Raw genomic sequence first — 22,855 nt, forward strand, 5'->3', positions numbered from 1 at the left:
GCGGAGCCGGCGACCCGGTGCACCACACCGCAGCACCCCCGACCCGTCCCGACCGGGAATGCCGTACCACCACCGGCACCAAAGCTATGCGCTCCGCGCGACGGTGGGGTGACGTGGCTATGACGAGCGTGTTTCAGCCCTTCCGGCGCAGGCCACCGGCCACCTTCTCGGCGATCAGCTCGAACGAGCGCACCCGGTCGGCCACGTCGTAGACCATCGTGGTCAGCATCAGCTCGTCGGCGCCGGTGCGCTCCAGCAGCCCGCCGAGCTGCCGGGCCACCGTCTCCGGCGAACCGGTCGCCTGGCCCTCCCGGCGCTGCACCACGAACTCCCGCTCGAACTCCGAGTACGGGTAGGCCGCCGCCTCCTCCGGGCTGACCAGGGGCTCCGGCCGACCCGACCGCAGCTTCAGGAAGGACAACCCGGCCGGACCGGCCAGCCACTCGGCCCGCTCGTCGGTCTCCGCGCAGACCGCGTTGACGGCCACCATCGCGTACGGCCGCTCCAGCCACTGCGACGGCCGGAAGCTCTGCCGGTAGAGCTGGAGCGCGGGGATGGTGTTCTGCGCGCTGAAGTGGTGCGCGAAGGAGAACGGCAGCCCGAGCAGCCCGGCCAGCTGGGCGCTGAACCCGCTCGACCCGAGCAGCCACACCTCCGGCGACTGCCCGCGGCCCGGGGTCGCGGTGATCGGGCCCGGCTCCGCCCCGCTGAAGTAGTTCATGAGGTCGGCCAGCTCACGGGGGAAGTGCTCCGCCGACAGCCCCTCCATGCTCCGGCGCAGCGCCAGCGCGGTCACCTGGTCGGTGCCCGGCGCGCGGCCGATGCCCAGGTCGATCCGGCCCGGGTGCAACGCCTCCAGGGTGCCGAACTGCTCCGCCACGACCAGCGGCGCGTGGTTGGGCAGCATCACCCCGCCGGAGCCCAGCCGGATCGTCGAGGTGTGCGCCGCCAGGTGCGCCAGCAGCACCGCCGGCGCGGAGCTGGCGATCGCGGGCATGTTGTGGTGCTCGGCCACCCAGAACCGGCGGTAGCCCAGCTCCTCGGTGCGGCGGGCCAGCTCGGTGGTGTGGCGCAGGGCCTCACCGGCGTTGCCGCTGGCGGCCACCGGAGCAAGATCAAGAACAGACAGGGGTACGTCGATCACGACAGTGATCAACCCGCGGGACGCCGGATTTGTTCCCCCGGTGCGTCAGCCCATGCCGCGCGCCTGCTCGAAGATCAGACTCGTCTGGGTGTGCTGCACCGCCGGATCCACCGCCAGATGGTCCAGCACGAAGTCCCGCAGCGCGTCCCCGGACGCCGCCCGCACGTGCAGCACGTAGTCCTCCGCGCCCGCCACGTGGAACACCGACACCACCCCCGGCAGCCGCACCGACCGGGCCCGGAACGCGTCCACCGCCGCCCGCTCGTGCGCCGCCAGGCGCACCGACACCAGCGCCTGCAACGGCAGCCCCACCGCCGCCGGGTCCACCTCGGCGTGGAACCCCCGGATCGCCCCGCACTCGCGCAACGCCCGCGTCCGCGTCAGGCAGGTCGACGGGGCCACCCCCACCCGCTCGGCGAGGGCGTTGTTCGGCAACCGGCCGTCCGCCGCCAGCTCGGCCAGGATCGCGCGGTCGGTGTCGTCCAGCGCCGCGAACGGCCGTACATCATTCGGTGCGACAGGCATGCGGACATCCTTCCCCGAACTTCCCTCCCTAGGAAGGGCCCGGGGCAGAATCTTCTTCGCTCCTCTTGCCTGGCGGCGACCTCATGTTCGACGCTTCCGCCATGACAACCGTGGACACCGCAGCCGTGCACGCCGGGCGCGAGGACCTCGCCGGCCTCGGCGTCCACGTGCCGCCCATCGACTTCTCCACCACCAACCCGCTGCCCTCCGTGGCCGACGGCGGCGACGCCTACGAGACCCTCGCCACCGGCGGCACCCTCCCCGCCGGCGGCAGCGCCGTCTACCAGCGGCTCTGGAACCCCACCGTCGCCCGCTTCGAGACCGCCCTCGCCCAGCTCGAAGGCACCGCCGAAGCCGTCGCCTTCGCCAGCGGCATGGCCGCCCTCACCGCCACGCTGCTCGCCGCCACCCGCGACGGGAAACGGCACGTCGTCGCCGTCCGCCCCCTCTACGGCGGCACCGACCACGTGCTCGCCACCGGCCTGCTCGGCACCGAGGTCACCTGGGCGCGGCCCCACGAGGTCGCCGCCGCGATCCGCCCCGACACCGCCCTGGTCGTCGTCGAGACCCCGGCCAACCCCACCCTCGACCTGGTCGACATCGCCGCCCTCGCCACCGCCGCCGGCGACGTCCCGCTGCTCGTCGACAACACCGTCGCCACCCCGGTGCTCCAGCAACCCGCCCGGCACGGCGCCGCCCTCGTGCTGCACAGCGCCACCAAGAGCATCGGCGGCCACGGCGACGTCCTCGCCGGCGTCGTCGCCTGCGCCCCCGAATGGGCCGCCCGGCTGCGCCAGGTCCGCGCCGTCACCGGCGCCGTCCTGCACCCGCTCGGCGCCTACCTCCTGCACCGCGGCCTGCAGACCCTGCCGCTCCGGGTCCGCGCCCAGCAGGCCGGCGCCGAGAAACTCGCCGCCTGGCTCTCCGACCACCCCGCCGTCGCCCGGGTGCACCACCCCAGCGTCGGGGACCCCGCCGGACTCGTCGGCCGGCAGATGGCCGGCCCCGGCAGCCTGCTCGCCTTCGAGGTGCGCGGCGGTGCCCCCGCCGCGGCCGCCGTCGCCGGGGCCTGCCGGCTCATCACCCACGCCGTGTCGCTCGGTGGCGTGGACACCCTCATCCAGCACCCGGCCTCGCTCACCCACCGGCCGGTCGAGGGCGACGCCAAGCCGTGCGGCGGGCTGCTGCGCCTCTCCGTCGGGCTCGAGGACCCGGAGGACCTGCGCGCCGACCTGGCGCAGGCGCTGGCCGTCATCTGACGGGGTCAGGACTTCGGGCCGACGTGGCGGTCCAGCGCCGCCACCGCGTCCCGCCGCGCCACCGACAGCGAGTTGCGGCGGTTCATCCGCCAGGCGATGCCGAGCAGGTCGAGGCCCCACTGGCAGAGGCCCATGATGTCGGCCGACTCGTTGGTGAACAGGTAGCGCGGGTAGACGTATTCCTTACCGCGGACCACGACCCGGTTGGCGATCCGGCAGCCGTCGGAGTGGAACAGGCCGCGGAGGAAGTCGCCCGGGTGCGCCTCGACAATGGTTCGCTGCCAGTCGGCCAGGACGATCGGGCGCTCGTGTTTCTTGCCGGGCCCGTGCTGAGGGAACAGACACGGCCAGTGGGTGCCGTAGCTCTGGACATTGACGGAGCCCCGTTGCGGGACGCGCTGCACCTTCTCCGCCAGCACCGCCCGCATGGCATCGTCGCAGGCGCTGATCAGGCCGGGCCAGCTGTTGCTGCAAGAGATGCGGAGCACCGGCACTCGCGCGGTGGTCACCAGATGGCCGTCGCCCAGGTAAAGGCCGAGGAGGTAGGCGTAAGCGGCGGGATCTGTCGGAACATCGACATCCTTGCGACAGCGGAAACATCGCAGCGCGGTGCCCTGAACCGCAGGGGAGGGGCGGTCCCGGCACCAGTGCCACACGGTGCGGTAGTTGAGGCCGACGCTGCGGGCCGCCTCGGCGATGGTGGCCCCGGACAGCAAAGCCTGCCGTGCTCGGGCGCGTATCTCGGGTGGATGCACCGTGTCATCTTCGAACGCCCGTACGACACTTTTGGTGTCCCCGGTGGGACTCGAACCCACACTGTCGGAGGTTTGAGCTCCGCTTCTCTGCCGATTGGAATACGGGGACAGGCTCGCCCGACGCTCTCGCGTCGTGGCATAGGTTACCCACTACGCTAAGGGCGGCGACACCCGGCAGGTCGGGTGTCGGGCTCAGACTGGTGGGAGTGGCTCGTGGCCGAGATGCAGGCGGATGCCGAGCGCAAGCGCGTTCTGATCGCCGAGGACGAGGCGCTCATCCGGCTGGACCTGGCTGAGATGCTGGTGGAAGAGGGCTACGAGGTGGTCGGCGAGGCCGGCGACGGCGAGACCGCCGTCAAGCTGGCCGAGGAGCTCAAGCCCGACCTCGTCATCCTCGACATCAAGATGCCGATCATGGACGGGCTGGCCGCCGCCGAGCGGATCGCCGGCGCCCGGATCGCCCCGGTGATCATCCTGACCGCGTTCAGCCAGCGCGACCTGGTCGAGCGGGCGCGCGCGGCGGGCGCGATGGCCTACCTGGTCAAGCCGTTCCAGAAGAGCGACCTGGTGCCGGCCGTGGAGATCGCGCTGTCGCGCTACTCGGAGATCGCGGCGCTGGAGGCGGAGGTCGCCGGCCTCACCGACCGGCTGGAGATCCGCAAGACCGTCGAGCGGGCCAAGGGCGCGCTCATGACGACGTACGGGATGACCGAGCCGCAGGCGTTCAAGTGGATCCAGCGCACGGCCATGGACCACCGGATGACCATGAAGGAGGTCGCCGAGCGGATCCTCGCCGAGACCGCCGGCGGCGAGGTGGCGCAGCCGGCCTCCTGACCGTCAGGTCTCGGGCCCGCCGGGTACGGCGGCCGATCGATAAGATCGGATCCATGCCGCTCCCGCACCCGAGGTCGGTCCTCGCCGTGGTGGCCGGTGTCGCGGTGCTGTTGGCCGCCTGCCGGTCGGTGCCCGAGCGGCCGGCCGAGCCGGCGCCGGTGCGCCCGGCCTGGCGGGCGGTCGAGCTGCCCGTTCCGGCGGGCGCCGCGGGGCGGCCGCTGCTGCGTGACGCGGCGCACTGCGCGGGCCGCTGGTATGCGGTCGGCGGGCTCGTGGACGGCGCGGGGGAGACCCGGCCGGCGGCGTGGTCCAGCTCGGACGGGCTGTCCTGGTCGGCGCTGCCGGTGCGGGCGCAGACGTTCTACGGCCGCCAGCACGTGCTCTACGCGGTGGCGTGCCGCGACGACGGGATGGCGGCGCTCGGGGCGAAGACCGGTGGCGTGCACGGCAATCCGCGTACCGGATCCTGGTCGTGGCGTCCGGGCGGGCCGTTGCGGGAGGTGCCGGCGGGGTTCGAGTTGTTCGGCGGGCCGCGCGCGGTGAGCGCGGGGCGGCTGGCGGCCGGGCCGGGGGGCTGGTTGATCGCTGGGGCGCGGACGGACGGGGCGGCGGTGTGGACGTCGCCGGACGCCGGCGGGTTCGTGGTGCGCGAGGGGCTGCCGGAGCTGGCCGGCGACGGCCGGGGGCGGACGGCGGCGTACGACGCGGCGGCGGTGGGTTCGGGCTGGCTGGTGGTGGGGTCGCTCTTGCCTGCGGGTGGCACGGCATTGACTCCGCTGGCCTTCTCGTCGGTGGACGGCCGGTCGTGGCGGCGGGCGGCGCTGCCTGCGGACTCCGGCGGGGCGGCGGAGCGGGTGGTGCTGCGGGACGGCGAGCCGACGGCGGTGGGTCCGGTGCGCGGCGGCTTCGCGGTGTGGCGGGCGCCAGCGGGCCGGCCGGAGCAGTGGCGGCGGGTCGGCGGGTTCGGCGCGGCCGGTCCCGGTGTGCTGTCGGTGACGGGCCTGGTGGCCTCGGGCGGGCGGCTGGTCGCGGCGACCGGGGACGGCGCCGATCGGCGGCTGTGGGTCTCGGGTGACGGCGGTGTGTCGTGGCGGCCCGTGATCGTGCCGGCGGCGGTGCCGGACCGCGGTGACGCCGCCCTGGCGGTGGCCGCCGGCGGTGCCGGGCTTCTGGTGGTCGCCGACGACGGGGAAAGCTCCCGTGCCTGGTGGGCGATGTTGCCGGACGTCGATGAGTAGCGGGTGGCAGCGGGTTGACCCGTTACCGATGAAACCTCGGTGAAAGTTCCCCGGCGCCTTCTGTTCTTACGGGAACCGTCGGGAATCCGCCACGGCGTGTAACGGTTCGGTCAACCCCGCTTTCCAGGTCTTACGCCACCGCTCGGGGTGGGATAACGTCCCGGCCCAGACCGGCGACGACGGTCTGGTTCGTCCGCCCTGCAAGTGCCAATCAGCAGCGGGTGGTTCGGACCATGGACGGAGGAGGGTTCGGGCCTTGAGGCAGAAGCTCGCACGCGTGATCGGCGGGGTCGCCATGCTGGCGCTCGTTGCCGGCGGTACCGCTTGTTCCAGCGGCAGCGACGAGGAGGCGTCCGGGGGCAGCGCCTGCGGGAGCAAGATCGCTTTCTTCGGCGCGCTGACCGGTAGCTCGGCCGCGCTGGGCATCAATGAGAAGAACGGCGCCAAGCTGGCGGTCGAGAAGTACAACAAGGAGAACGCCGACTGCAAGGTGGAGCTCGCCGAGCTCGACTCGCAGGGCAGCCCGGACCAGGCGCCGGGACTGGCCCAGAAGGCGATCGACGACACCAAGATCCTCGGTGTCGTGGGTCCGGCCTACTCGGGTGAGTCGGAGGCCGCCGGTCCGCTGTTCAACGAGGCCGGTCTGGTCACCATCACCCCCTCCGCGACCAACCCGACCCTGGCCAAGAAGGGTTGGAAGACCTTCTTCCGCGCGGTCGGCAACGACCTGAGCCAGGGCCCCGCCGCCGGCGTCTACATCAAGAACGTGATCAAGGCCGACCGGGTCTACGTCATCGACGACCAGTCGGCGTACGGTGCGGGTCTGGCCGACGAGGTCAAGAAGGTGCTCGGCAGCTCGGTCGTGGGCAGCGACAAGGTCCAGGGCGAGGGCAAGCAGACCGAGTTCTCCGGTGTGGTCACCAAGGTCAAGGCCGCGAACGTCAAGGCGGTCTTCTACGGCGGCTACTACCAGGAGGCCGGCCTGATCCGCAAGCAGCTCACCGCTGCCGGCGTCACCGCCCCGCTGGTCGCCGGCGACGGCGTGAACGACGGCGCCTACATCACCTCCGCCGGTGCGGCCGCCGCCGAGGGCACCATCCTCACCTGCCCCTGCCAGCCGTCCACCGAGGCCCGCGGCACCTTCGGCGCCGACTACAAGGCCCTGCACGGCACCGACCCGGGCACCTACAGCGACACCGCGTACGACGCGGCGAACATCCTGCTGGCGGGCATCAAGGCCGGCAAGACCACCCGTGCCGGCCTGCTGGAGTTCGTGAAGGGCTACAGCGGCGAGGGCGTGGCCGCCAGCTACAAGTTCGTCGAGGGCGGCGAGCTGGACCCGGCGCAGGTCAAGGTGTGGGCGTTCAAGGTGCAGGGCGGCAAGGTCGTCCCGGACCAGGAGATCCCCAAGGCCTGATCGGTCGATCGCTGTGACTGGCGATTGAGTAGTGATCGCGGGTGCGGCCGGGAGCTGGCTCCCGGCCGCACCCCTTTTTCTCTTGAGCGACGGAGCGTCCCTCCCTTGAACTTCGACGGACTGTTCTCCAACTTCGGGGAACTCACCACGACCGGCCTGACACAGGGTGCGATCTACGCCCTGGTCGCGCTCGGCTACACGCTGGTCTACGGCGTGCTCAGGCTCATCAACTTCGCCCACTCCGAGGTGTTCATCGCGGGCGCGTTCGCCGCGATCTGGACCTGGAACGGTTTCGGTCTCGACCAGAACTCCCAGGTCAGCGGCGTGGGCTCGATCCTGTTCTATCTGCTGGTGGCGATGATCGTGGCCGCCATCGCCTCGGCCGGCACCGCTACGGTGATCGAGCGGGTGGCGTACCGGCCGTTGCGCAAGCGCAACGCGCCGGCGCTCGCGTTCCTGATCACCGCGATCGGTGCCTCGATCGCCATCTCCGAGGCGTTCGGCGTCTACACCCGCCGCCTGCCGGAGGGCGCGCCGCAGCTGGTCAGCGCGAAGCCGCTGTTTCACATCGCGGGCGTGCCGATCGACGCCGTGCAGCTGCTCACGATCGGCGCCGCGCTGGTGATGATGTTCGCGCTGGACCAGTTCATCAACCGCAGCCGCACCGGTCGCGGCATCCGGGCGGTGGCCCAGGACGCCAACACGGCGGCCCTGATGGGCGTCAACAAGGACCGGATCATCCTGATGGTCTTCATCGCGGGCGGCACCATGGCCGGCGTCGCGGGCCTGCTCTACGACGTGCGGATCCAGACGCTGACCTACAGCGTCGGCTTCCTGCTGGGCCTCAAGGCGTTCACCGCGGCGGTGCTCGGCGGCATCGGCAACCTGCGCGGCGCGCTGATCGGCGGCCTGCTGCTGGGCGTCGTGGAGAACTACGCCTCGGGCCTGTTCGGCAGTCAGTGGAAGGACTTCGCCGCCTTCGCGGTGCTGGTCGTGCTGCTGATGTTCCGCCCGACCGGTCTGCTCGGCGAATCACTGGGGAGGGCACGCGCATGACGACCACCATTGACCCGCCGGAGCGGCGGGAGACGGCGGTGGACAAGCTGCGACACGGCCGCGAGGCGATCTCCGAGCGCTGGCACCACGCTCCGCGCTGGGTGCGTTGGGTCCTGCTGGCCGCGGTCATCGTGTTCTTCTACGCGTTGCCGAACAAGGAGTTCTACCAGTACCTCGGGCCGATCCCGACGCCCGGGGCGAACTTCACCCAGGTGCTCTTCACCGTCTCGATCTATGTGCTGCTGGCGGTCGGGCTCAACATCGTGGTCGGCTTCGCCGGTCTGCTCGACCTCGGCTACTTCGGCTTCTTCGCGGTCGGGGCCTACACGGTCGCGGTGCTGACGTCGCCGAGCAGCAACCTCAAGACGCTGTGGCCGTGGCTGCTGGTGGTGCCCATCGCGATCGCCATGACCATGGTCTCCGGCGTCATGCTGGGCACGCCCACGCTGCGCCTGCGCGGCGACTACCTGGCGCTGGTGACGCTCGGCTTCGCCGAGATGATCCGGATCGCGGCGGTCAGCTCCCCGTTCCTCAAGGGGCAGCGCGGCTTCAGCGAGATCCCGCACCCGCCGGGCAAGTACGCCGACGGCCGGCCGTTCTTCGGCGTGCTCGATGCCCGCCCCTACTACTGGCTGGTGCTCACGCTGATCATCCTGGTGGTGATCGGGGTGCGGAACCTGACCCACAGCCGGGTCGGCCGGGCCTGGATCTCGATCCGCGAGGACGAGGACGCGGCTCAGCTGATGGGTGTGCCGACGTTCAAGTTCAAGCTGTGGGCGTTCGCCTCCGGCGCGGCGATCGCCGGTCTGGCCGGGGCGTTGTTCGCCGGTAAGCAGAACTTCGTCAACTCGCAGAACTTCGAGCTGCTCAACTCGATCATCATCCTGGCCGCGGTCATCTTCGGCGGCTCGGGCAACATCGTCGGCGCGATGGTCGGCGGCGGCCTGGTGGCGTACATGATCGAGCGGTTCCGCGGCATCGAGCTGTTCGGCATCGAGCTGTACGAGTACCGGTTCCTGTTCTTCGGCCTGGTGCTCGTGGTGATGATGATCTTCCGGCCGCAGGGCCTGATCCCGAACCGGCGACGAGCGGCGGAGTTCAAGGACCGTCGCAAGGAGGTGATCGTCGGTGAGTGACACCGAGCAGACCCCGGCCGTTCCGGCCCAGGCGGAGGCGCCCGCCGTCGAGACGGTGGACCCGCGCGAGCCGTTGCTGGAGGTCGACCACGTCACGCTGCGCTTCGGCGGCGTGGTGGCCCTCAACGACGTGGACTTCACCCTCTACAAGGGCGAGATCCTCGGGCTCATCGGGCCCAACGGCGCGGGCAAGACCACCTGCTTCAACGCTATGACCGGCATCTACCAGCCCTCCGAGGGTCAGATCCGGTTCCGGGGCGAGAAGGTCAGCGGCAAGAAGCGCCACCAGATCACCCGGATGGGCATGGCCCGGACGTTCCAGAACATCCGGCTCTTCCCGGAGATGACCGCGCTGGAGAACGTCCAGGTCGGCGCGGACACGCACCACAAGACCAGCGTGATCTCCGCGTTGCTGCGGCTGCCGCGGCACTGGAAGGAGGAGCGCGAGGGGCGGGAGAAGGCCGAGCGCCTGCTGGAGTTCGTCGGCATCCGGTCCCGGATGCACGAGTTCGCCCGCAACCTGTCGTACGGGGAGCAGCGGCGGCTGGAGATCGCCCGGGCGCTGGCCACCGACCCGGTGCTGCTCTGCCTGGACGAGCCGGCCGCCGGCTTCAACCCGGCGGAGAAGGAGGAACTGCTCCAGCTCATCCGGCAGATCCGCGACACCGGCGTGACGGTGCTGCTGATCGAGCACGACATGCGCCTGGTGATGGGCGTGACCGACCGGCTCGTGGTCCTGGAGTTCGGGAAGAAGATCGCCGAGGGGCTGCCCGCCGAGGTGCGGGACAACCCGAAGGTGATCGCGGCGTACCTGGGGGTGCCGGACGATGCTGCTTGAGATCGAGGACGTGAGCCTGCTCTACGGGCGGATCCAGGCGCTGCACGGCATCAGCCTGACCGTGGACGAGGGCGAGATCGTCGCGCTGATCGGCGCGAACGGCGCCGGCAAGTCCACCACCATGCGGGCCATCTCCGGCATCCGGCCGGTCGCCTCCGGCTCGATCAAGTTCGCCGGTGAGGACATCACCAAGCTCCGGGCCGACCTCCGGGTCCGGCGCGGGCTGTGCCAGGCCCCCGAGGGCCGGGGCATCTTCCCCGGTATGACGGTGCTGGAGAACCTCGACATGGGTGCCTACACCCGGCGGGACAAGGCCGGCATCGCGCAGGACCTGGCGCGGGTGCTGGACCTGTTCCCGCGGCTGGCCGAGCGGCGCAAGCAGGCCGGCGGCACCCTCTCCGGCGGTGAGCAGCAGATGCTCGCGGTCGGCCGGGCGCTGATGAGCCGGCCGAAGCTGCTGCTGCTCGACGAGCCGTCGATGGGCCTCGCGCCGATGCTCATCCAGCAGATCTTCACCATCATCACGGAGATCAACCAGCAGGGCACCACCATCCTGCTGGTGGAGCAGAACGCCCAGCAGGCCCTGGCGCGCGCGCACCGGGCGTACGTGCTGGAGACCGGCCGGATCGTCAAGAGCGGCACCGGCGCCGACCTGCTGCACGACCCCTCGGTCAAAGAGGCCTACCTCGGCGTGGCCTGACCCCCTCGACAAGGAGCACAACCATGCACAACCTCAATGTCGGTCGGCGGGCGGCCTTCGGCGTCGCCGGCGCGGCCGTCCTGCTGCTGTCGCTGGCCGCCTGCGGTGAGAAGGAGTCGGACCAGCCCGGCGCCGGCCCGTCGGTGACGGCCTCCGCCGACTCGAACCTGGCCGCCAAGGTGCCGGACGCCATCAAGGCCGACGGTGTCATCAAGGTCGGCACCGACTCGACGTACGCGCCGGCGGAGTTCCTCGACGCCGACGGCAAGACCGTCATCGGGTTCGACGTCGAGCTGTTCAACGCCGTCGCCCAGAAGCTCGGCCTGAAGGCGCAGTACGAGTCGGCGCCGTTCGACGCGATCCTGCCCGGCGTCGACTCCGGCAAGTACGAGGTCGGCGTCTCGTCGTTCACGGTGAACGCCGAGCGGCTCAAGAGCGTCAACATGGTCAGCTACTTCTCCGCCGGCACCCAGTGGGCGACGAAGAAGGGCAACCCGGCCGGCGTCGACGTGGAGAACGCCTGCGGCAAGAAGATCGCCGTGCAGGTCGGCACCGTGCAGCTCGACGACATCACCGCGCGGTCGAAGAAGTGCACCGACGCCGGCAAGCCGGCCATCAAGATCGACCAGTACCAGGCGCAGAGCGACGCGACCGCCGCCGTGGTCAGCGGCAAGGACGACGCCATGCTCGCCGACTCCCCGGTCGGCGCGTACGCGGTCAAGCAGAGCAACGACGCGCTGCAGCTGCTCGGCGACATCTACGAGTCGGCCCCGTACGGCTACGCGGTGAAGAAGGACCAGCAGGCCTTCGCCGACGTGCTCAAGGAGGCCGTCCAGGCGGTCATCGCCGACGGCAGCTACAAGGCCGCCCTGCAGAAGTGGGGCGTCGACGGCGGTGCCGTCACCACCGCTGAAGTCAACCCGTCGGTCTGACCGATGTCGGTCGACACTGAGACACCCGGACGGGCACGGCCGGAACCCATCAAGGCCGTGCCCGTCCGGCACCCCGGGCGCTGGCTCGCGGTGGCCGTGATCGCCGTGCTGACGGCCATGTTCGTGCACATGCTGGTCACGAACAAGGCCTTCAACTGGGCGTTCATGGTCGACGAGATGTTCCGGCCGCCGATCGTCGACGGCCTGCGTGGCACCATCCTGCTGCTCGTGACGTCGATGCTGATCGGTGTCGGACTCGGCATCGTCATCGCGATCATGCGGCTGTCGGAGAACCCGATCCTGCGCGGCGTCTCCTGGGTCTACACCTGGTTCTTCCGGGCGGTGCCCCGGCTGGTGCTGGCGATCCTCTTCGGCAACCTGGGCATCCTCTGGGCCCGCATCGAGTTCGGACTGCCCTTCGACCGGCAGATCGGTGCCCTGTTCGGCATCGACAACTTCGAGGCCCGGCTGTTCGGCTTCTCCGCCGTGGAGATCCTCACCGGCTTCGTCGCGGGCATGCTGGCGCTCGGCCTGTCCGAGGCCGCGTACATGGCGGAGATCGTCCGTGCCGGCATCCAGTCGGTGGACGAGGGCCAGACCGAGGCCGCCCAGGCGCTGGGCCTGAGCCGTGGGCAGATCCTGCGCCGCATCGTGCTGCCGCAGGCCATGCGGGTGATCGTCCCGCCGACCGGCAACGAGACGATCGCGATGCTCAAGGACACCTCTCTGGTCGCCTTCGTGCCGGTGTCGATGGAGCTGTTCTTCCAGCTCAAGGCGGTGGGCAACCGGACCTTCCAGGTCTTCCCGATGCTCGTGGCGGCCACCCTGTGGTACCTGGTGCTGACCAGCGTGCTGCTCGTCGGCCAGCACTACCTGGAGCGGCGCTTCGGCCGGGGCTTCGGGCGCAGCGCCGAGGCGAAGAGCACGCTCCAGGGCTTCGGTGTCTGGGGCCGCAACACCGGAGGGGCAGGGGGCGTATGACCGAGGTGACGGTGCCGGCCCAGGCCGGCAGGTCCGCGACGGAGTCGGGTCCGATGGTCCGGGCCGAGCAGGTGCACAAGTCGTTCGGGCCCCTGGAGGTGCTCAAGGGCATCGACCTGGAGGTGCGCGCCGGGGAGGTGTGCTGCCTGCTCGGGCCGTCCGGCTCCGGCAAGTCGACCTTCCTGCGCTGCATCAACCACCTCGAGAAGATCAACGCCGGCCGCATCTGGGTGGACGGCGAGCTGATCGGCTACCGCGAGCACGGCGGCAAGCTGCACGAGCTGCGGGAGAAGGAGGTAGCCGCACAGCGCCGGCCGATCGGCATGGTGTTCCAGCGGTTCAACCTGTTCCCGCACATGACCGTGCTGCAGAACATCGTCGAGGCGCCGGTGCTGGTGGGACGGGCCAGGAAGGCCGAGGCCCGGGACCGGGCCGCCCAGTTGCTGGAGCGGGTGGGGCTGGGCGACAAGCTCCAGGCGTACCCCGGTCAGCTCTCCGGCGGGCAGCAGCAGCGGGTGGCGATCGCCCGGGCCCTGGCCATGCAGCCGAAGCTCATGCTGTTCGACGAGCCGACCAGCGCGCTCGACCCGGAGCTGGTCGGCGAGGTGCTCGACGTGATGAAGGACCTGGCCCGCGACGGCATGACGATGATCGTGGTGACCCACGAGATCGGCTTCGCGCGGGAGGTCGGCGACTCGCTGGTCTTCATGGACGGCGGTGTCGTCGTCGAGCAGGGCGATCCGCGTGCGGTGATCGCGGACCCGAAGCACGAGCGGACCAAGGCGTTCCTGGCCAAGGTTCTCTGAGCCCGCCGCCGCGACGCCGGCCGGAGGACCTCCTCCGGCCGGCGTCGCGGGCGGTCGCCGCGGCCCCACCGGATCGGCACCCACCTGCGCCGGATCGTCAACCGGTCCGGGTGTGGAGGCTGCGCGCCAGGGTGGGGATCATCACCGCCGCGGGGACGAGGTGCAGCCCGAGCAGCGCGGCGGTGGTGGCGGTGTTCGCCCCGGAGAGGAGGGGCGGGACCAACGAGATCGCGGTCAGCGACACCGCCGTCCACACGAATCGCTGGGCCGGGCGGGCGCTCCACCGCAGGAGTGCGGCGGCGATGGCGATGCCCACGACCGAGAAGAAGCCGGTCACCACGGCGAACCCGGACAACGGGATCGCCTCGCCACCGTCGGGGATCTCGAAGTCGACGCCGACGGCCCGGGCGAGCGCGGCGGCGAGGGTGGTGGCCACCATCGCGGCGAGCGTGGCGACGAGGCCGGTGACGGCGAGCCCGCGGAGTCGGTGGCGGCGTCTGGTCCGGCCCGGTGCCGGACCTGCGACGCCCCCGGTGTCAGTCATGGTGCTCATGTCGTTCCTCCATCCATCGGAAACTGGCGTACGGGCCACCGCGACGCGCGCCACCGCGCGGCGCGAGCGTCCACACCGGGACTACTCCGTGCCGTCGGCCGGCAGGCGCTCCGGCAGCCCGAGCCGCGGGAACTGGTCGTCGTGGAAGATGGTGATCTCGGTGATCGCGCCGCCGGTGATGCGCAGGACGTCGATCGTCAGCGGCAGGTACGCGCCCTCCTGCTCCCGCCAGAGGTAGAAGGCGGCGGCGGGCTGCCGGTTGACGGACGTGCGGACGCAGCGCAGCCGCCCCAGGTCCGCGAAACCGTCCCCGATCCAGTCGTTCACCACCGCGTCGCGGCCGACGTGCAGGCCCGGGGTGGGCGGCATCGAGCAGCGGATGTCGTCCCGCAGCATGGCGGCGAGACCGTCGATGTCCTTGGCGACGCTCGCGTCGGTGAAGCGGCGCACCAGCTCGCGCGTCCCGGCATCCTCCTCGCCGCCGGTCCAGTCCTGCCGCTCGGCGGGCAGGTGCGCCCGCATGCCGGCGCGGGCCCGCTGCAGCGCGCTGTTCACCGAGTTGACCGAGTCGCCGAGCAGTTCGGCGACGTCCTTCGCCGGCCAGCCCAGCACGTCCCGCAGGATCAGCACGGCCCGCGGGCGCGGCGCGAGGTGCTGGACCGCGACCAGGTACGCCAGCTCGATCGTCTCCCGCGCGACGGCGACGGCCTCCGGCTCGTCCGCGTCACCCGCGGGCACCTCGTCGAGCAGCCGGTCCGGGTAGGGCTGCAACCACGGGACCTCGCCGCCGGTCGCGGGATCCGGGCGGCACCTGGCGAGCAGGTCCAGGCAGGCGTTGGTGGCGATCCGGTACAGCCAGGCCCGGAACGTCGACCGCCCCTCGAAGGTCTCCCGCCGGCGCCAGGCACGCAGGAACGTCTCCTGCACGGCGTCCTCGGCGTCCTCGAACGACCCGAGCATCCGGTAGCAGTGCACGTGCAGCTCCCGCCGGTGCCGCTGCGCCAGCCCCGAGAACGCCGGCTCGTCGACCTCGCCGAGCCCGCTCCCACCCAGACCGCCCACGCCCAGCTCCTCCAGCCGCGTTTCCGCACCCATCACGTCATCCTTCCGCCGCGTCGTGTCCCGTCACAGGTGTGACGGGTGCGGGCGCCACAACTCATCACCATCGGCTGGGAAATGCTCAATATGTGCCCAGCGGGACGTCGGCCGTGGCGCACCACGCTCGGCGCGAAGCGCAGTTCGTCGGGCCCACGGACTAGAGTCGCTGCCGTGACAGCTACGACGCCGCGCCTGCTCCTCGTCGACGGACATTCCCTGGCATACCGGGCGTTCTTCGCCCTGCCGGTGGAAAACTTCTCCACCACCACGGGGCAGCCGACCAACGCCGTCTACGGCTTCACCTCGATGCTGATCAACGTGCTCCGCGACGAGCAGCCCAGCCACATCGTGGTCGCCTTCGACGTCTCCCGCCGGTCCTTCCGCACCGAGAAGTACGCGGAGTACAAGGCCGGCCGCAGCGAGACCCCGACCGACTTCAAGGGCCAGGTCAGCCTGGTCAAGGAGGTCCTCGCGGCGCTGCGCATCCCGGTGGTGGAGAAGGAGGGCTACGAGGCCGACGACGTCATCGCCACCCTCGCCTGCCAGGCCCGCGACCAGGGCATGGACGTGCTGATCACCACCGGCGACCGGGACGCCTTCCAGCTCGTCGGCGACCGGGTCACCGTGCTCTACCCGCGCAAGGGCGTCTCCGACCTGGCCCGGATGGACCCGGCCGCGGTCGAGGCGAAGTACGGCGTCGGTCCCGGCCGCTACCGCGACCTGGCCGCCCTGGTCGGCGAGACCAGCGACAACCTCCCCGGCGTCCCCGGCGTCGGCCCGAAGACCGCCGCCAAGTGGATCAACCTCTACGACGGGGTCGAGGGTGTGGTCGCCCGGGCCGACGAGATCAAGGGCAAGGCCGGCGACAGCCTCCGCGAGCGGCTCGCCGACGTGATCCGCAACTACGAGATCAACTGCCTGGTCACCGACCTGGAGCTGCCGGTGCGTCCGGAGGACGCCCGCTGGCAGGGCTGGGACCGGGAGGCCGTGCACCAGGTGTTCGACACCCTCCAGTTCCGCATCCTGCGCGACCGGCTCTACCAGTACCTGGAGGCCGTCGAGCCGGAGGCCGAGGCCGGCTTCGAGCTGGCCGGGCAGGTGCTCACCGAGCCGGGTGCGCTCGCCGGCTGGCTGGCCACGCACGCCCCGGCCGGCACCCCGGTCGGCCTGGCGGTCAAGCTCGACACCGGCCCGAACCGCCGGCACACCGCCGCGGTGACCGGCATGGCGCTGGCCACCGTCGACGGCGCGGGCGCCTGGTTCGACCCCGCGCTGCTGGCGGCCGACGACGAGGCCGCGCTGGCCGGCTGGCTCGCCGACGAGGCCCGCCCCAAGGTGCTGCACGACAGCAAGCCGGCCGTGCTGGCCTTCGCCGCGCACGGCTGGGACCTGCAGGGCATCTCCCGCGACACCCAGATCGCCGCCTACCTGGCCCGGCCCGACCAGCGCTCCTACGACCTCACCGACCTGGCGCTGCGCTATCTGCACCGGGAGCTGCGGGTCGACGCGCCGCAGAGCGGCCAGCTCACCCTCGACGGGCTCGGCGACGACGAGGCGGCCGAGCAGAACCTGATGCTCCAGGCCCGCGCGACCCTCGACCTGGCCGACGCGATCGACGCCGAGCTGTCCCGCGACGGCGAGCAGTCCGCCCGGCTGATGGTCGGCGTCGAGCTGCCGCTCATGCGGGTGCTGGCCACCATGGAGCGCACCGGCATCGCGGCCGACACCCACTACCTCTCCGAGCTGGAGGCGCACTTCGCCGCCGAGGTGAAGGCCGCCGCCCAGGGCGCCTACGCGGCGGTCGGGCGGGAGTTCAACCTGGGCTCGCCCAAGCAGCTCCAGGAGATCCTCTTCGGTGAGCTGGGCCTGCCCAAGACCAAGAAGATCAAGACCGGCTACACCACCGACGCGGACGCCCTCCAGTGGCTCTACGCGCAGAACCCGCACCCGGTGCTCGAGCACCTGCTGCGCCACCGCGACGTCGCCAAGCTCAAGATGACCGTCGACGGGCTGCTCAAGTCGGTCTCCGACGACGGCCGGATCCACACCACCTTCAACCAGACGGTGGCGGCCACCGGCCGACTCTCCTCGACCGAGCCCAACCTGCAGAACATCCCGATCCGCACCGAGGAGGGGCGGCGGATCCGGCGCGCCTTCGTGGTCGGCGAGGGCTACGAGTGCCTGCTCACCGCCGACTACAGCCAGATCGAGATGCGGATCATGGCGCACCTGTCCTCCGACGACGCGCTGATCGAGGCGTTCAACTCCGGGCACGACTTCCACGCCGCCACCGCCTCCTCGGTCTTCACCGTCGAGGTCGACCAGGTCACCGCCGACCAGCGCCGCAAGATCAAGGCCATGAACTACGGCCTGGCGTACGGGTTGAGCGCGTTCGGCCTGTCCCAGCAGCTCGGGATCACCGCCGAGGAGGCGCGCGGGCTGATGGAGAACTACTTCGCCGGCTTCGGCGGGGTGCGCGACTACCTCCAGGAGGTGGTGGCGCGGGCCCGGCAGGACGGCTACACCTCCACCATCCTGGGCCGCCGCCGCTACCTGCCGGACCTGGTCAGCGACAACCGGCAGCGCCGGGAGATGGCCGAGCGGATGGCGCTCAACGCCCCCATCCAGGGCTCCGCGGCCGACATCATCAAGGTCGCCATGCTGCGCGTGGACACCGCGCTGCGCGACGCCGGGCTGCGCTCCCGGATGCTGCTCCAGGTGCACGACGAGCTGGTCTTCGAGGTCGCCCCGGGCGAGCGGGAGACCCTGGAGGCGCTGGTGCGCAGGGAGATGGGCGGGGCGCACCCGCTCTCCGTGCCGCTGGAGGTCTCCGTCGGCGAGGGCCGCGACTGGAACAGCGCCGACCACTGACCGGCGCGCCGAGACTCGGGCACCTCGGCCGGGTGCCGTTCGCCCCGAACGGCACCCGGCCGGGTTCTCCCGGCGTCGAGGGCTATGAGCTGATGAGGGTGCGGCCCGTTCCCGGCCGCGGGTCGTCGTCGGTGGCCGGGGTGGCGGCGGCGTCGCGTAGGGCGGCGGCGAGCCGGTCCCGCACCGCCAGCTGCGCGGCGATCCGGGCGTCCAGCACGGCCAGCCGCTCCCGCCCCACCCGCAGTCCGGCCGGGGAGGGCGGCGCGGCGGCCACGTCCCCGTCCAGGCAGGGCAGGAACACCCGGACGTCGTCCAGGGTCAGCCCGGCGCCGAGCAGGTGCCGGATGTTGCGCACCCGGGTGACCGTCGCGTCGTCGTACTCGCGGTAGCCGTTCGCCGCCCGCGTCGCGGCGATCAGCCCCTGCTCCTCGTAGTGCCGCAGGGCGCGCGGGGTGCAGCCGGTGACCTTCGCCAACTCGCCGATCCTCACGCGCCCGCCTCCGTCCCGCCCCGTCCCCCGCGCCCGCCCGTCAGGCGACCAGGGCGCCGCCGTCCACCGGCAGCACCACGCCGGTGACGAAGGCCGCCCCCGGGTCGCTGAGCCGCAGGATGGCCCAGGCTACGTCGTCGGGCCGGCCGATCCGTCCCAGGGGAGTGTGGTCGAGCTGCCAGCGGCGTACCGCGGCGCGCTGGTCGGGGGAGAGGCCCTGGTGTTCGCCGATGGGCGTGTCGATCGCGCCGGGTGCCACCGCCACCACCCGCACGCCGTGCGGGGCCAGCTCCACGGCCCAGCTACGGGTCAGCGAGTCGAGGGCGGCCTTGCCGGCCGCGTACACGGAGCTGCCCGGCCAGGCGCGCTGGCCGACGGTGGTGGTGACGTTCACGATCACGCCGCGGCTCGCGGTCAGCGGCTCGACCGCCGCGTGCGCCAGCCGGACGGGCGCCAGCAGGTTCGTGTCGAGCTGGCGGCGGGCCGCGGGCTCGTCCAGCCCGGCGAGCGGGCCACCGCCGGCGATCCCGGCGTTGTTGACCAGCACGTCGAGCCGGCCGTACCGGTCGAGGGCGGCGCCGACCACCCGGGCCGGCGCGTCGTCGTCGGTCACGTCGGCGGTGACCGGGGTGATCAGGGGGTGGCCGGCAGCCGTCTCCGTCAGTGGCGCGGCGCGCCGGCCGACGGCGAGGACGCGGGCGTCCGCGCCGGCGAAGGCGCGGGCGGTGGCCCGGCCGATGCCGGTGCCCGCGCCGGTGACCACCACGACCCGCTGCTGTTCGTCGTTCATGCCGCCGATCGTCCGACCCTGCCGTTAGTGGCAGGGTCAAGCGGCCGCCGTCAACGTCCCGGTCCCCGGCGTTCCTTCGGTGGGGCGCCGTGGCGTTCGAGGGCCTTGCGCGACGGGCCGCCGGGCGGCGGGAGCGGCCCCTTCACCGGGTCGTGGCCCCAGTTCATGAGGGAGTACCGCCACCGGGTCCGGCGCACGTCGCCGCTGGGTCGCTGGGCCATGTGGCGCCGGACGTACCCGACGACCTTGCGCATGTGCTTGTAGTCGGCGGCGGTGAGCTGGTCGCGCTTGCGGCGCAGCAGGTCGATGATCCGCCGGCCGGACTCGTGGCCCACCGATTCGCCGCCCCGGGTGCCCTTCCGCCAGCCGACGTGCTTGGACTCGTCGGTCTCCAACCACTGCTGGAGTTCACCCGGCTTCATGTTCACCGCGTCGGTGAACTCCCGGTAGGTCTGCTGCGGGTCGTCACCTCGGCTCACGGCGCAGCACCTCCGGTCGATGGGCGACGTCGCGGCCCGAGTCGTCGTTGCGGATCCGGTACTGCGGCTCCTCCGGCGACGCGTTCACGGCGTGCCCGCGCACGTGCGTGCGGTCGATGAGCTTCTCCCTGACGACCCCGTGCGCCCGGCCGCTGTGGCTGGCCCAGGAGACGTGGTCGCCCCGGCGGAACTCCTCCTTCTCGGCCATGCCGTCCGGTTACCCGGGGCCGGCGGGCGGAAACGGCGGCTCAGCCGGCGGCCGGCTTCTCCGCCACGAAGATGGCGGTGCCGGGGAAGAGCCGGCCGCGCAGCGGGCTCCACTGCCCCCAGATCCCCTCGTGCCCCGCCGGCCACTCCGGTTCCACGAGGTCCAGCAGGCGGAAGCCGGCGCCGACCAGCTCGCGGATCCGGTCGCCGAGCGTGCGGTGCTGCTCGACGTAGGTGGCCGCGCCGTGCTCGTCCTGCTCGACGTAGGGGGAGCGGTCGAAGTAGGAGTGCACGGCGGTCAGCCCGCCCTCGCCCGGGTCGTCCAGGAAGATCCAGCGCATCGGGTGGGTGACCGAGAAGACCCACCGGCCGCCCGGGCGCAGCACCCGCGCCACCTCCCGCATCGCCGCCGCCGAGTCGTCCACGAACGGGATCGCGCCGAACGCCGTGCACACCGTGTCGAAGGCGGCGTCGGCGAACGGCAGGGCGAGGGCGTCGGCCTGCACGAGCGGCACGCGTACGCCGGTCCGGGCGGCGGCCTCGGCGGCGTGGCGCAACATGCCGGCGGACAGGTCCAGGGCGACCGGCCGGGCGCCCTGCGCGGCGAGCCAGCGGGCGGCGGCGGCCGCGCCGCAGCCGAGTTCCAGGATCCGCCGGCCGGTCACCTCGCCGAGCAGCCGGGCGTCGGCCTCGCGCAGCCCCTCCGGGCACCACACGAAGTCCACCTCGCCGAGGAACGCGCCGTGCTCGGCCTGGTAGGCGTCGGCGTCGGCGTCCCACCAGCCCCGGTTGGCGCGGCGTACCTCGGCGGCGCCCACCCGGCGCCGGGCCACCCTGTCGTCGTCCACCCGCCCACGCTAGGCCCACGGACGGGTTGCGCGGCGGCCGGGCCGCTCCCGGCGACGGCGTGGCGGGTGGGACGGATGTGACGGACGAGACAGGTGTGGCACCTTACCGCGCGAAATCTCCGCTTTCGCAGCTGACGAGCCCGAGGAGACCCGGGAGGGCTTGCACGCTGTGGTAATGCAGCGGGTAGGCTAGACGATGCGCTCGCGGATCGTGTGCCTCGGCAGGGAGCAGGTGCGCGGTCACCGGAGCCACTAATGATCTTCTGATGGCGATCGTTCGGTGTGCCCGGTGGCGGATCCGCTGGCGCGGACTGAGTCACCGCGACGCCCACGCCTGCTGTGACAACCCATCCGACCGGAGCAACCGCCCACATGACGAGCAGCATCGAGGCCACCTCGAGCGCCAACAAGGTCACCGTCGACGACCTCGGCTCTGAGGAAGCTTTCCTCGCCGCGATCGACGAGACCATCAAGTACTTCAACGACGGCGACATTGTCGAAGGCACCGTCGTCAAGGTCGATCGGGACGAGGTCCTGCTCGACATCGGCTACAAGACCGAGGGCGTGATCCCCTCTCGGGAGCTGTCGATCAAGCACGACGTGGACCCGGCCGAGGTCGTTTCGGTCGGCGACCACATCGAGGCCCTGGTCCTCCAGAAGGAGGACAAGGAGGGTCGCCTGATCCTCTCCAAGAAGCGGGCGCAGTACGAGCGGGCCTGGGGCACGATCGAGAAGATCAAGGACGAGGACGGCGTCGTCCGCGGTTCGGTCATCGAGGTCGTCAAGGGTGGTCTCATCCTCGACATCGGGCTGCGCGGCTTCCTGCCCGCCTCGCTCGTCGAGATGCGGCGGGTCCGTGACCTGCAGCCGTACGTCGGCCGCGAACTCGAAGCCAAGATCATCGAGCTGGACAAGAACCGCAACAACGTGGTCCTGTCCCGCCGGGCCTGGCTCGAGCAGACGCAGTCCGAGGTGCGCACCGAGTTCCTCAACAAGCTGCAGAAGGGCCAGGTCCGCAAGGGCGTCGTGTCCTCGATCGTCAACTTCGGCGCGTTCGTGGACCTGGGCGGCGTGGACGGCCTGGTGCACGTCTCCGAGCTCTCCTGGAAGCACATCGACCACCCGTCCGAGGTCGTCGAGGTGGGCCAGGAGGTCGAGGTCGAGGTCCTGGACGTCGACCTGGACCGCGAGCGGGTCTCGCTGTCGCTGAAGGCGACCCAGGAGGACCCGTGGCGGCAGTTCGCCCGCACCCACGCGATCCAGCAGATCGTGCCGGGTAAGGTCACCAAGCTCGTGCCGTTCGGCGCCTTCGTCCGGGTGGACGACGGCATCGAGGGCCTGGTCCACATCTCCGAGCTGGCCGAGCGCCACGTGGAGATCCCGGAGCAGGTCGTGCAGGTCGGTTCCGAGGTCATGGTCAAGGTCATCGACATCGACCTGGAGCGCCGCCGGATCTCGCTGTCGCTCAAGCAGGCCAACGAGGGCTTCGTCGAGGGCGAGGAGCACTTCGACCCGACCCTCTACGGCATGGCCGCGACCTACGACGAGCAGGGCAACTACATCTACCCGGAGGGCTTCGACCCGGAGACGGGCGAGTGGCTCGAGGGCTACGACAAGCAGCGCGAGGCGTGGGAGCAGCAGTACGCCGAGGCGCGCCAGCGCTGGGAGGCCCACACCAAGCAGGTGCAGACCTCCCGTGCCGCCGACGCCGAGGCCGCTGCCAACCCGGCCCCGGCCGTGACCGGCACGACCTCGACCTCGACCGCGGCCCCGAGCCGTCAGGCCGAGGAGCCGGCCGGCACGCTGGCCACCGACGAGGCGCTCGCCGCGCTGCGGGAGAAGCTCGCCGGCGGCAAGTGACCCGGTGACGACACCGCCTCGGCACGTCCGAGGCCGGC

At 71.6% G+C, this 22,855-nt stretch carries 23 protein-coding genes and 1 tRNA gene; 13 read left to right on the forward strand and 11 right to left on the reverse strand.

The features are described 5' to 3' along the window. Window positions 1-133: 133 nt before the first annotated feature. Entirely contained in the window at window positions 134-1,144 is a 1,011-nt protein-coding gene (locus RMN56_RS21335; protein ID WP_313719288.1) for an LLM class flavin-dependent oxidoreductase, read from the reverse strand. 45 nt (window positions 1,145-1,189) lie between these two features. Then, window positions 1,190-1,669, reverse strand: coding sequence for an Lrp/AsnC family transcriptional regulator (locus tag RMN56_RS21340; protein WP_091320593.1), 480 nt, complete (start codon window positions 1,667-1,669; stop codon window positions 1,190-1,192). Between the two features lie 83 nt (window positions 1,670-1,752). Here RMN56_RS21340 and RMN56_RS21345 point away from each other — a divergent pair, with 83 nt between their 5' ends. Further along, on the forward strand, window positions 1,753-2,928 hold the full coding sequence (locus RMN56_RS21345; RefSeq protein WP_313719290.1) for a trans-sulfuration enzyme family protein: 1,176 nt from the start codon (window positions 1,753-1,755) through the stop codon (window positions 2,926-2,928). A 5-nt stretch (window positions 2,929-2,933) separates the two neighbouring features. Here RMN56_RS21345 and RMN56_RS21350 read toward each other — a convergent pair whose 3' ends face one another. Beyond that, window positions 2,934-3,683, reverse strand: a complete 750-nt coding sequence (locus RMN56_RS21350) for a helix-turn-helix domain-containing protein (RefSeq protein ID WP_313719291.1) — start codon at window positions 3,681-3,683, stop codon at window positions 2,934-2,936. A 32-nt stretch (window positions 3,684-3,715) separates the two neighbouring features. Continuing rightward, window positions 3,716-3,792, reverse strand: a tRNA-Leu gene (locus tag RMN56_RS21355). Window positions 3,793-3,896: 104 nt separating this feature from the next. Between RMN56_RS21355 and RMN56_RS21360 the strand changes: the two genes are divergently transcribed. The 10 genes from RMN56_RS21360 (at window position 3,897) to RMN56_RS21405 (ending at window position 13,621) form a co-directional block, all read left to right on the forward strand. After that, window positions 3,897-4,517, forward strand: a complete 621-nt coding sequence (locus tag RMN56_RS21360; RefSeq protein WP_151465483.1) for an ANTAR domain-containing response regulator — start codon at window positions 3,897-3,899, stop codon at window positions 4,515-4,517. A gap of 53 nt (window positions 4,518-4,570) precedes the next feature. Continuing rightward, a complete protein-coding gene (locus RMN56_RS21365) occupies window positions 4,571-5,755 on the forward strand; it encodes a hypothetical protein (protein WP_313719292.1) in 1,185 nt (394 codons plus the stop codon). Between the two features lie 256 nt (window positions 5,756-6,011). Next, the gene (locus tag RMN56_RS21370) at window positions 6,012-7,172 is read left to right on the forward strand and encodes a branched-chain amino acid ABC transporter substrate-binding protein (RefSeq protein ID WP_313719293.1); all 1,161 of its coding nucleotides are present in this window, start codon (window positions 6,012-6,014) and stop codon (window positions 7,170-7,172) included. 105 nt (window positions 7,173-7,277) lie between these two features. After that, window positions 7,278-8,228, forward strand: coding sequence for a branched-chain amino acid ABC transporter permease (locus RMN56_RS21375; RefSeq protein WP_313724818.1), 951 nt, complete (start codon window positions 7,278-7,280; stop codon window positions 8,226-8,228). Beyond that, window positions 8,225-9,364, forward strand: coding sequence for a branched-chain amino acid ABC transporter permease (locus tag RMN56_RS21380; RefSeq protein ID WP_313719294.1), 1,140 nt, complete (start codon window positions 8,225-8,227; stop codon window positions 9,362-9,364). The genes RMN56_RS21375 and RMN56_RS21380 overlap by 4 nt, the downstream gene beginning before the upstream one ends. Next, the gene (locus RMN56_RS21385; RefSeq protein ID WP_376787214.1) at window positions 9,357-10,202 is read left to right on the forward strand and encodes an ABC transporter ATP-binding protein; all 846 of its coding nucleotides are present in this window, start codon (window positions 9,357-9,359) and stop codon (window positions 10,200-10,202) included. The genes RMN56_RS21380 and RMN56_RS21385 overlap by 8 nt, the downstream gene beginning before the upstream one ends. Continuing rightward, the gene (locus RMN56_RS21390) at window positions 10,192-10,902 is read left to right on the forward strand and encodes an ABC transporter ATP-binding protein (protein WP_313719295.1); all 711 of its coding nucleotides are present in this window, start codon (window positions 10,192-10,194) and stop codon (window positions 10,900-10,902) included. Before RMN56_RS21385 ends, RMN56_RS21390 begins: the two co-directional genes overlap by 11 nt. Window positions 10,903-10,925: 23 nt before the next feature. Then, window positions 10,926-11,834 (forward strand): ABC transporter substrate-binding protein, encoded by a 909-nt coding sequence (locus RMN56_RS21395; RefSeq protein ID WP_313719296.1) that lies wholly within the window; start codon window positions 10,926-10,928, stop codon window positions 11,832-11,834. Between the two features lie 3 nt (window positions 11,835-11,837). Next, a complete protein-coding gene (locus tag RMN56_RS21400) occupies window positions 11,838-12,815 on the forward strand; it encodes an amino acid ABC transporter permease (protein WP_313719297.1) in 978 nt (325 codons plus the stop codon). Continuing rightward, the gene (locus RMN56_RS21405) at window positions 12,812-13,621 is read left to right on the forward strand and encodes an amino acid ABC transporter ATP-binding protein (protein WP_313719298.1); all 810 of its coding nucleotides are present in this window, start codon (window positions 12,812-12,814) and stop codon (window positions 13,619-13,621) included. The genes RMN56_RS21400 and RMN56_RS21405 overlap by 4 nt, the downstream gene beginning before the upstream one ends. A gap of 97 nt (window positions 13,622-13,718) precedes the next feature. Here the strand turns inward: RMN56_RS21405 and RMN56_RS21410 are convergent, their stop codons facing one another. Both RMN56_RS21410 and RMN56_RS21415 read right to left on the reverse strand, forming a co-directional pair. Beyond that, window positions 13,719-14,174, reverse strand: a complete 456-nt coding sequence (locus RMN56_RS21410) for a DUF6069 family protein (RefSeq protein WP_313719300.1) — start codon at window positions 14,172-14,174, stop codon at window positions 13,719-13,721. Between the two features lie 81 nt (window positions 14,175-14,255). After that, on the reverse strand, window positions 14,256-15,269 hold the full coding sequence (locus tag RMN56_RS21415) for an RNA polymerase subunit sigma-70 (protein WP_313719302.1): 1,014 nt from the start codon (window positions 15,267-15,269) through the stop codon (window positions 14,256-14,258). 174 nt (window positions 15,270-15,443) lie between these two features. Between RMN56_RS21415 and polA the strand changes: the two genes are divergently transcribed. Next, a complete protein-coding gene (polA, locus tag RMN56_RS21420) occupies window positions 15,444-18,143 on the forward strand; it encodes a DNA polymerase I (protein ID WP_313719303.1) in 2,700 nt (899 codons plus the stop codon). Window positions 18,144-18,225: 82 nt separating this feature from the next. Here polA and RMN56_RS21425 read toward each other — a convergent pair whose 3' ends face one another. Genes RMN56_RS21425 through RMN56_RS21445 form a run of 5 tightly spaced genes read right to left on the reverse strand, consistent with a single transcriptional unit; the run spans window position 18,226 to window position 20,957 of the window. Further along, window positions 18,226-18,633 (reverse strand): MerR family transcriptional regulator, encoded by a 408-nt coding sequence (locus RMN56_RS21425; protein WP_313719304.1) that lies wholly within the window; start codon window positions 18,631-18,633, stop codon window positions 18,226-18,228. A gap of 40 nt (window positions 18,634-18,673) precedes the next feature. Then, window positions 18,674-19,423, reverse strand: coding sequence for an SDR family NAD(P)-dependent oxidoreductase (locus RMN56_RS21430; protein WP_313719305.1), 750 nt, complete (start codon window positions 19,421-19,423; stop codon window positions 18,674-18,676). 50 nt (window positions 19,424-19,473) lie between these two features. Further along, window positions 19,474-19,902, reverse strand: coding sequence for a DUF3140 domain-containing protein (locus tag RMN56_RS21435; protein WP_313719306.1), 429 nt, complete (start codon window positions 19,900-19,902; stop codon window positions 19,474-19,476). Continuing rightward, a complete protein-coding gene (locus RMN56_RS21440; RefSeq protein ID WP_313719307.1) occupies window positions 19,889-20,110 on the reverse strand; it encodes a hypervirulence associated TUDOR domain-containing protein in 222 nt (73 codons plus the stop codon). The genes RMN56_RS21435 and RMN56_RS21440 overlap by 14 nt, the downstream gene beginning before the upstream one ends. Before the next feature lie 40 nt (window positions 20,111-20,150). Next, a complete protein-coding gene (locus tag RMN56_RS21445) occupies window positions 20,151-20,957 on the reverse strand; it encodes a class I SAM-dependent methyltransferase (protein ID WP_313719308.1) in 807 nt (268 codons plus the stop codon). 372 nt (window positions 20,958-21,329) lie between these two features. Between RMN56_RS21445 and rpsA the strand changes: the two genes are divergently transcribed. Then, complete coding sequence (rpsA, locus tag RMN56_RS21450; RefSeq protein WP_313719309.1) at window positions 21,330-22,817, forward strand: 30S ribosomal protein S1; 1,488 nt, start codon at window positions 21,330-21,332, stop codon at window positions 22,815-22,817. Window positions 22,818-22,855: the final 38 nt, after the last annotated feature.

Source organism: Micromonospora halotolerans, assembly GCF_032108445.1.
Classification (GTDB): domain Bacteria; phylum Actinomycetota; class Actinomycetes; order Mycobacteriales; family Micromonosporaceae; genus Micromonospora; species Micromonospora halotolerans.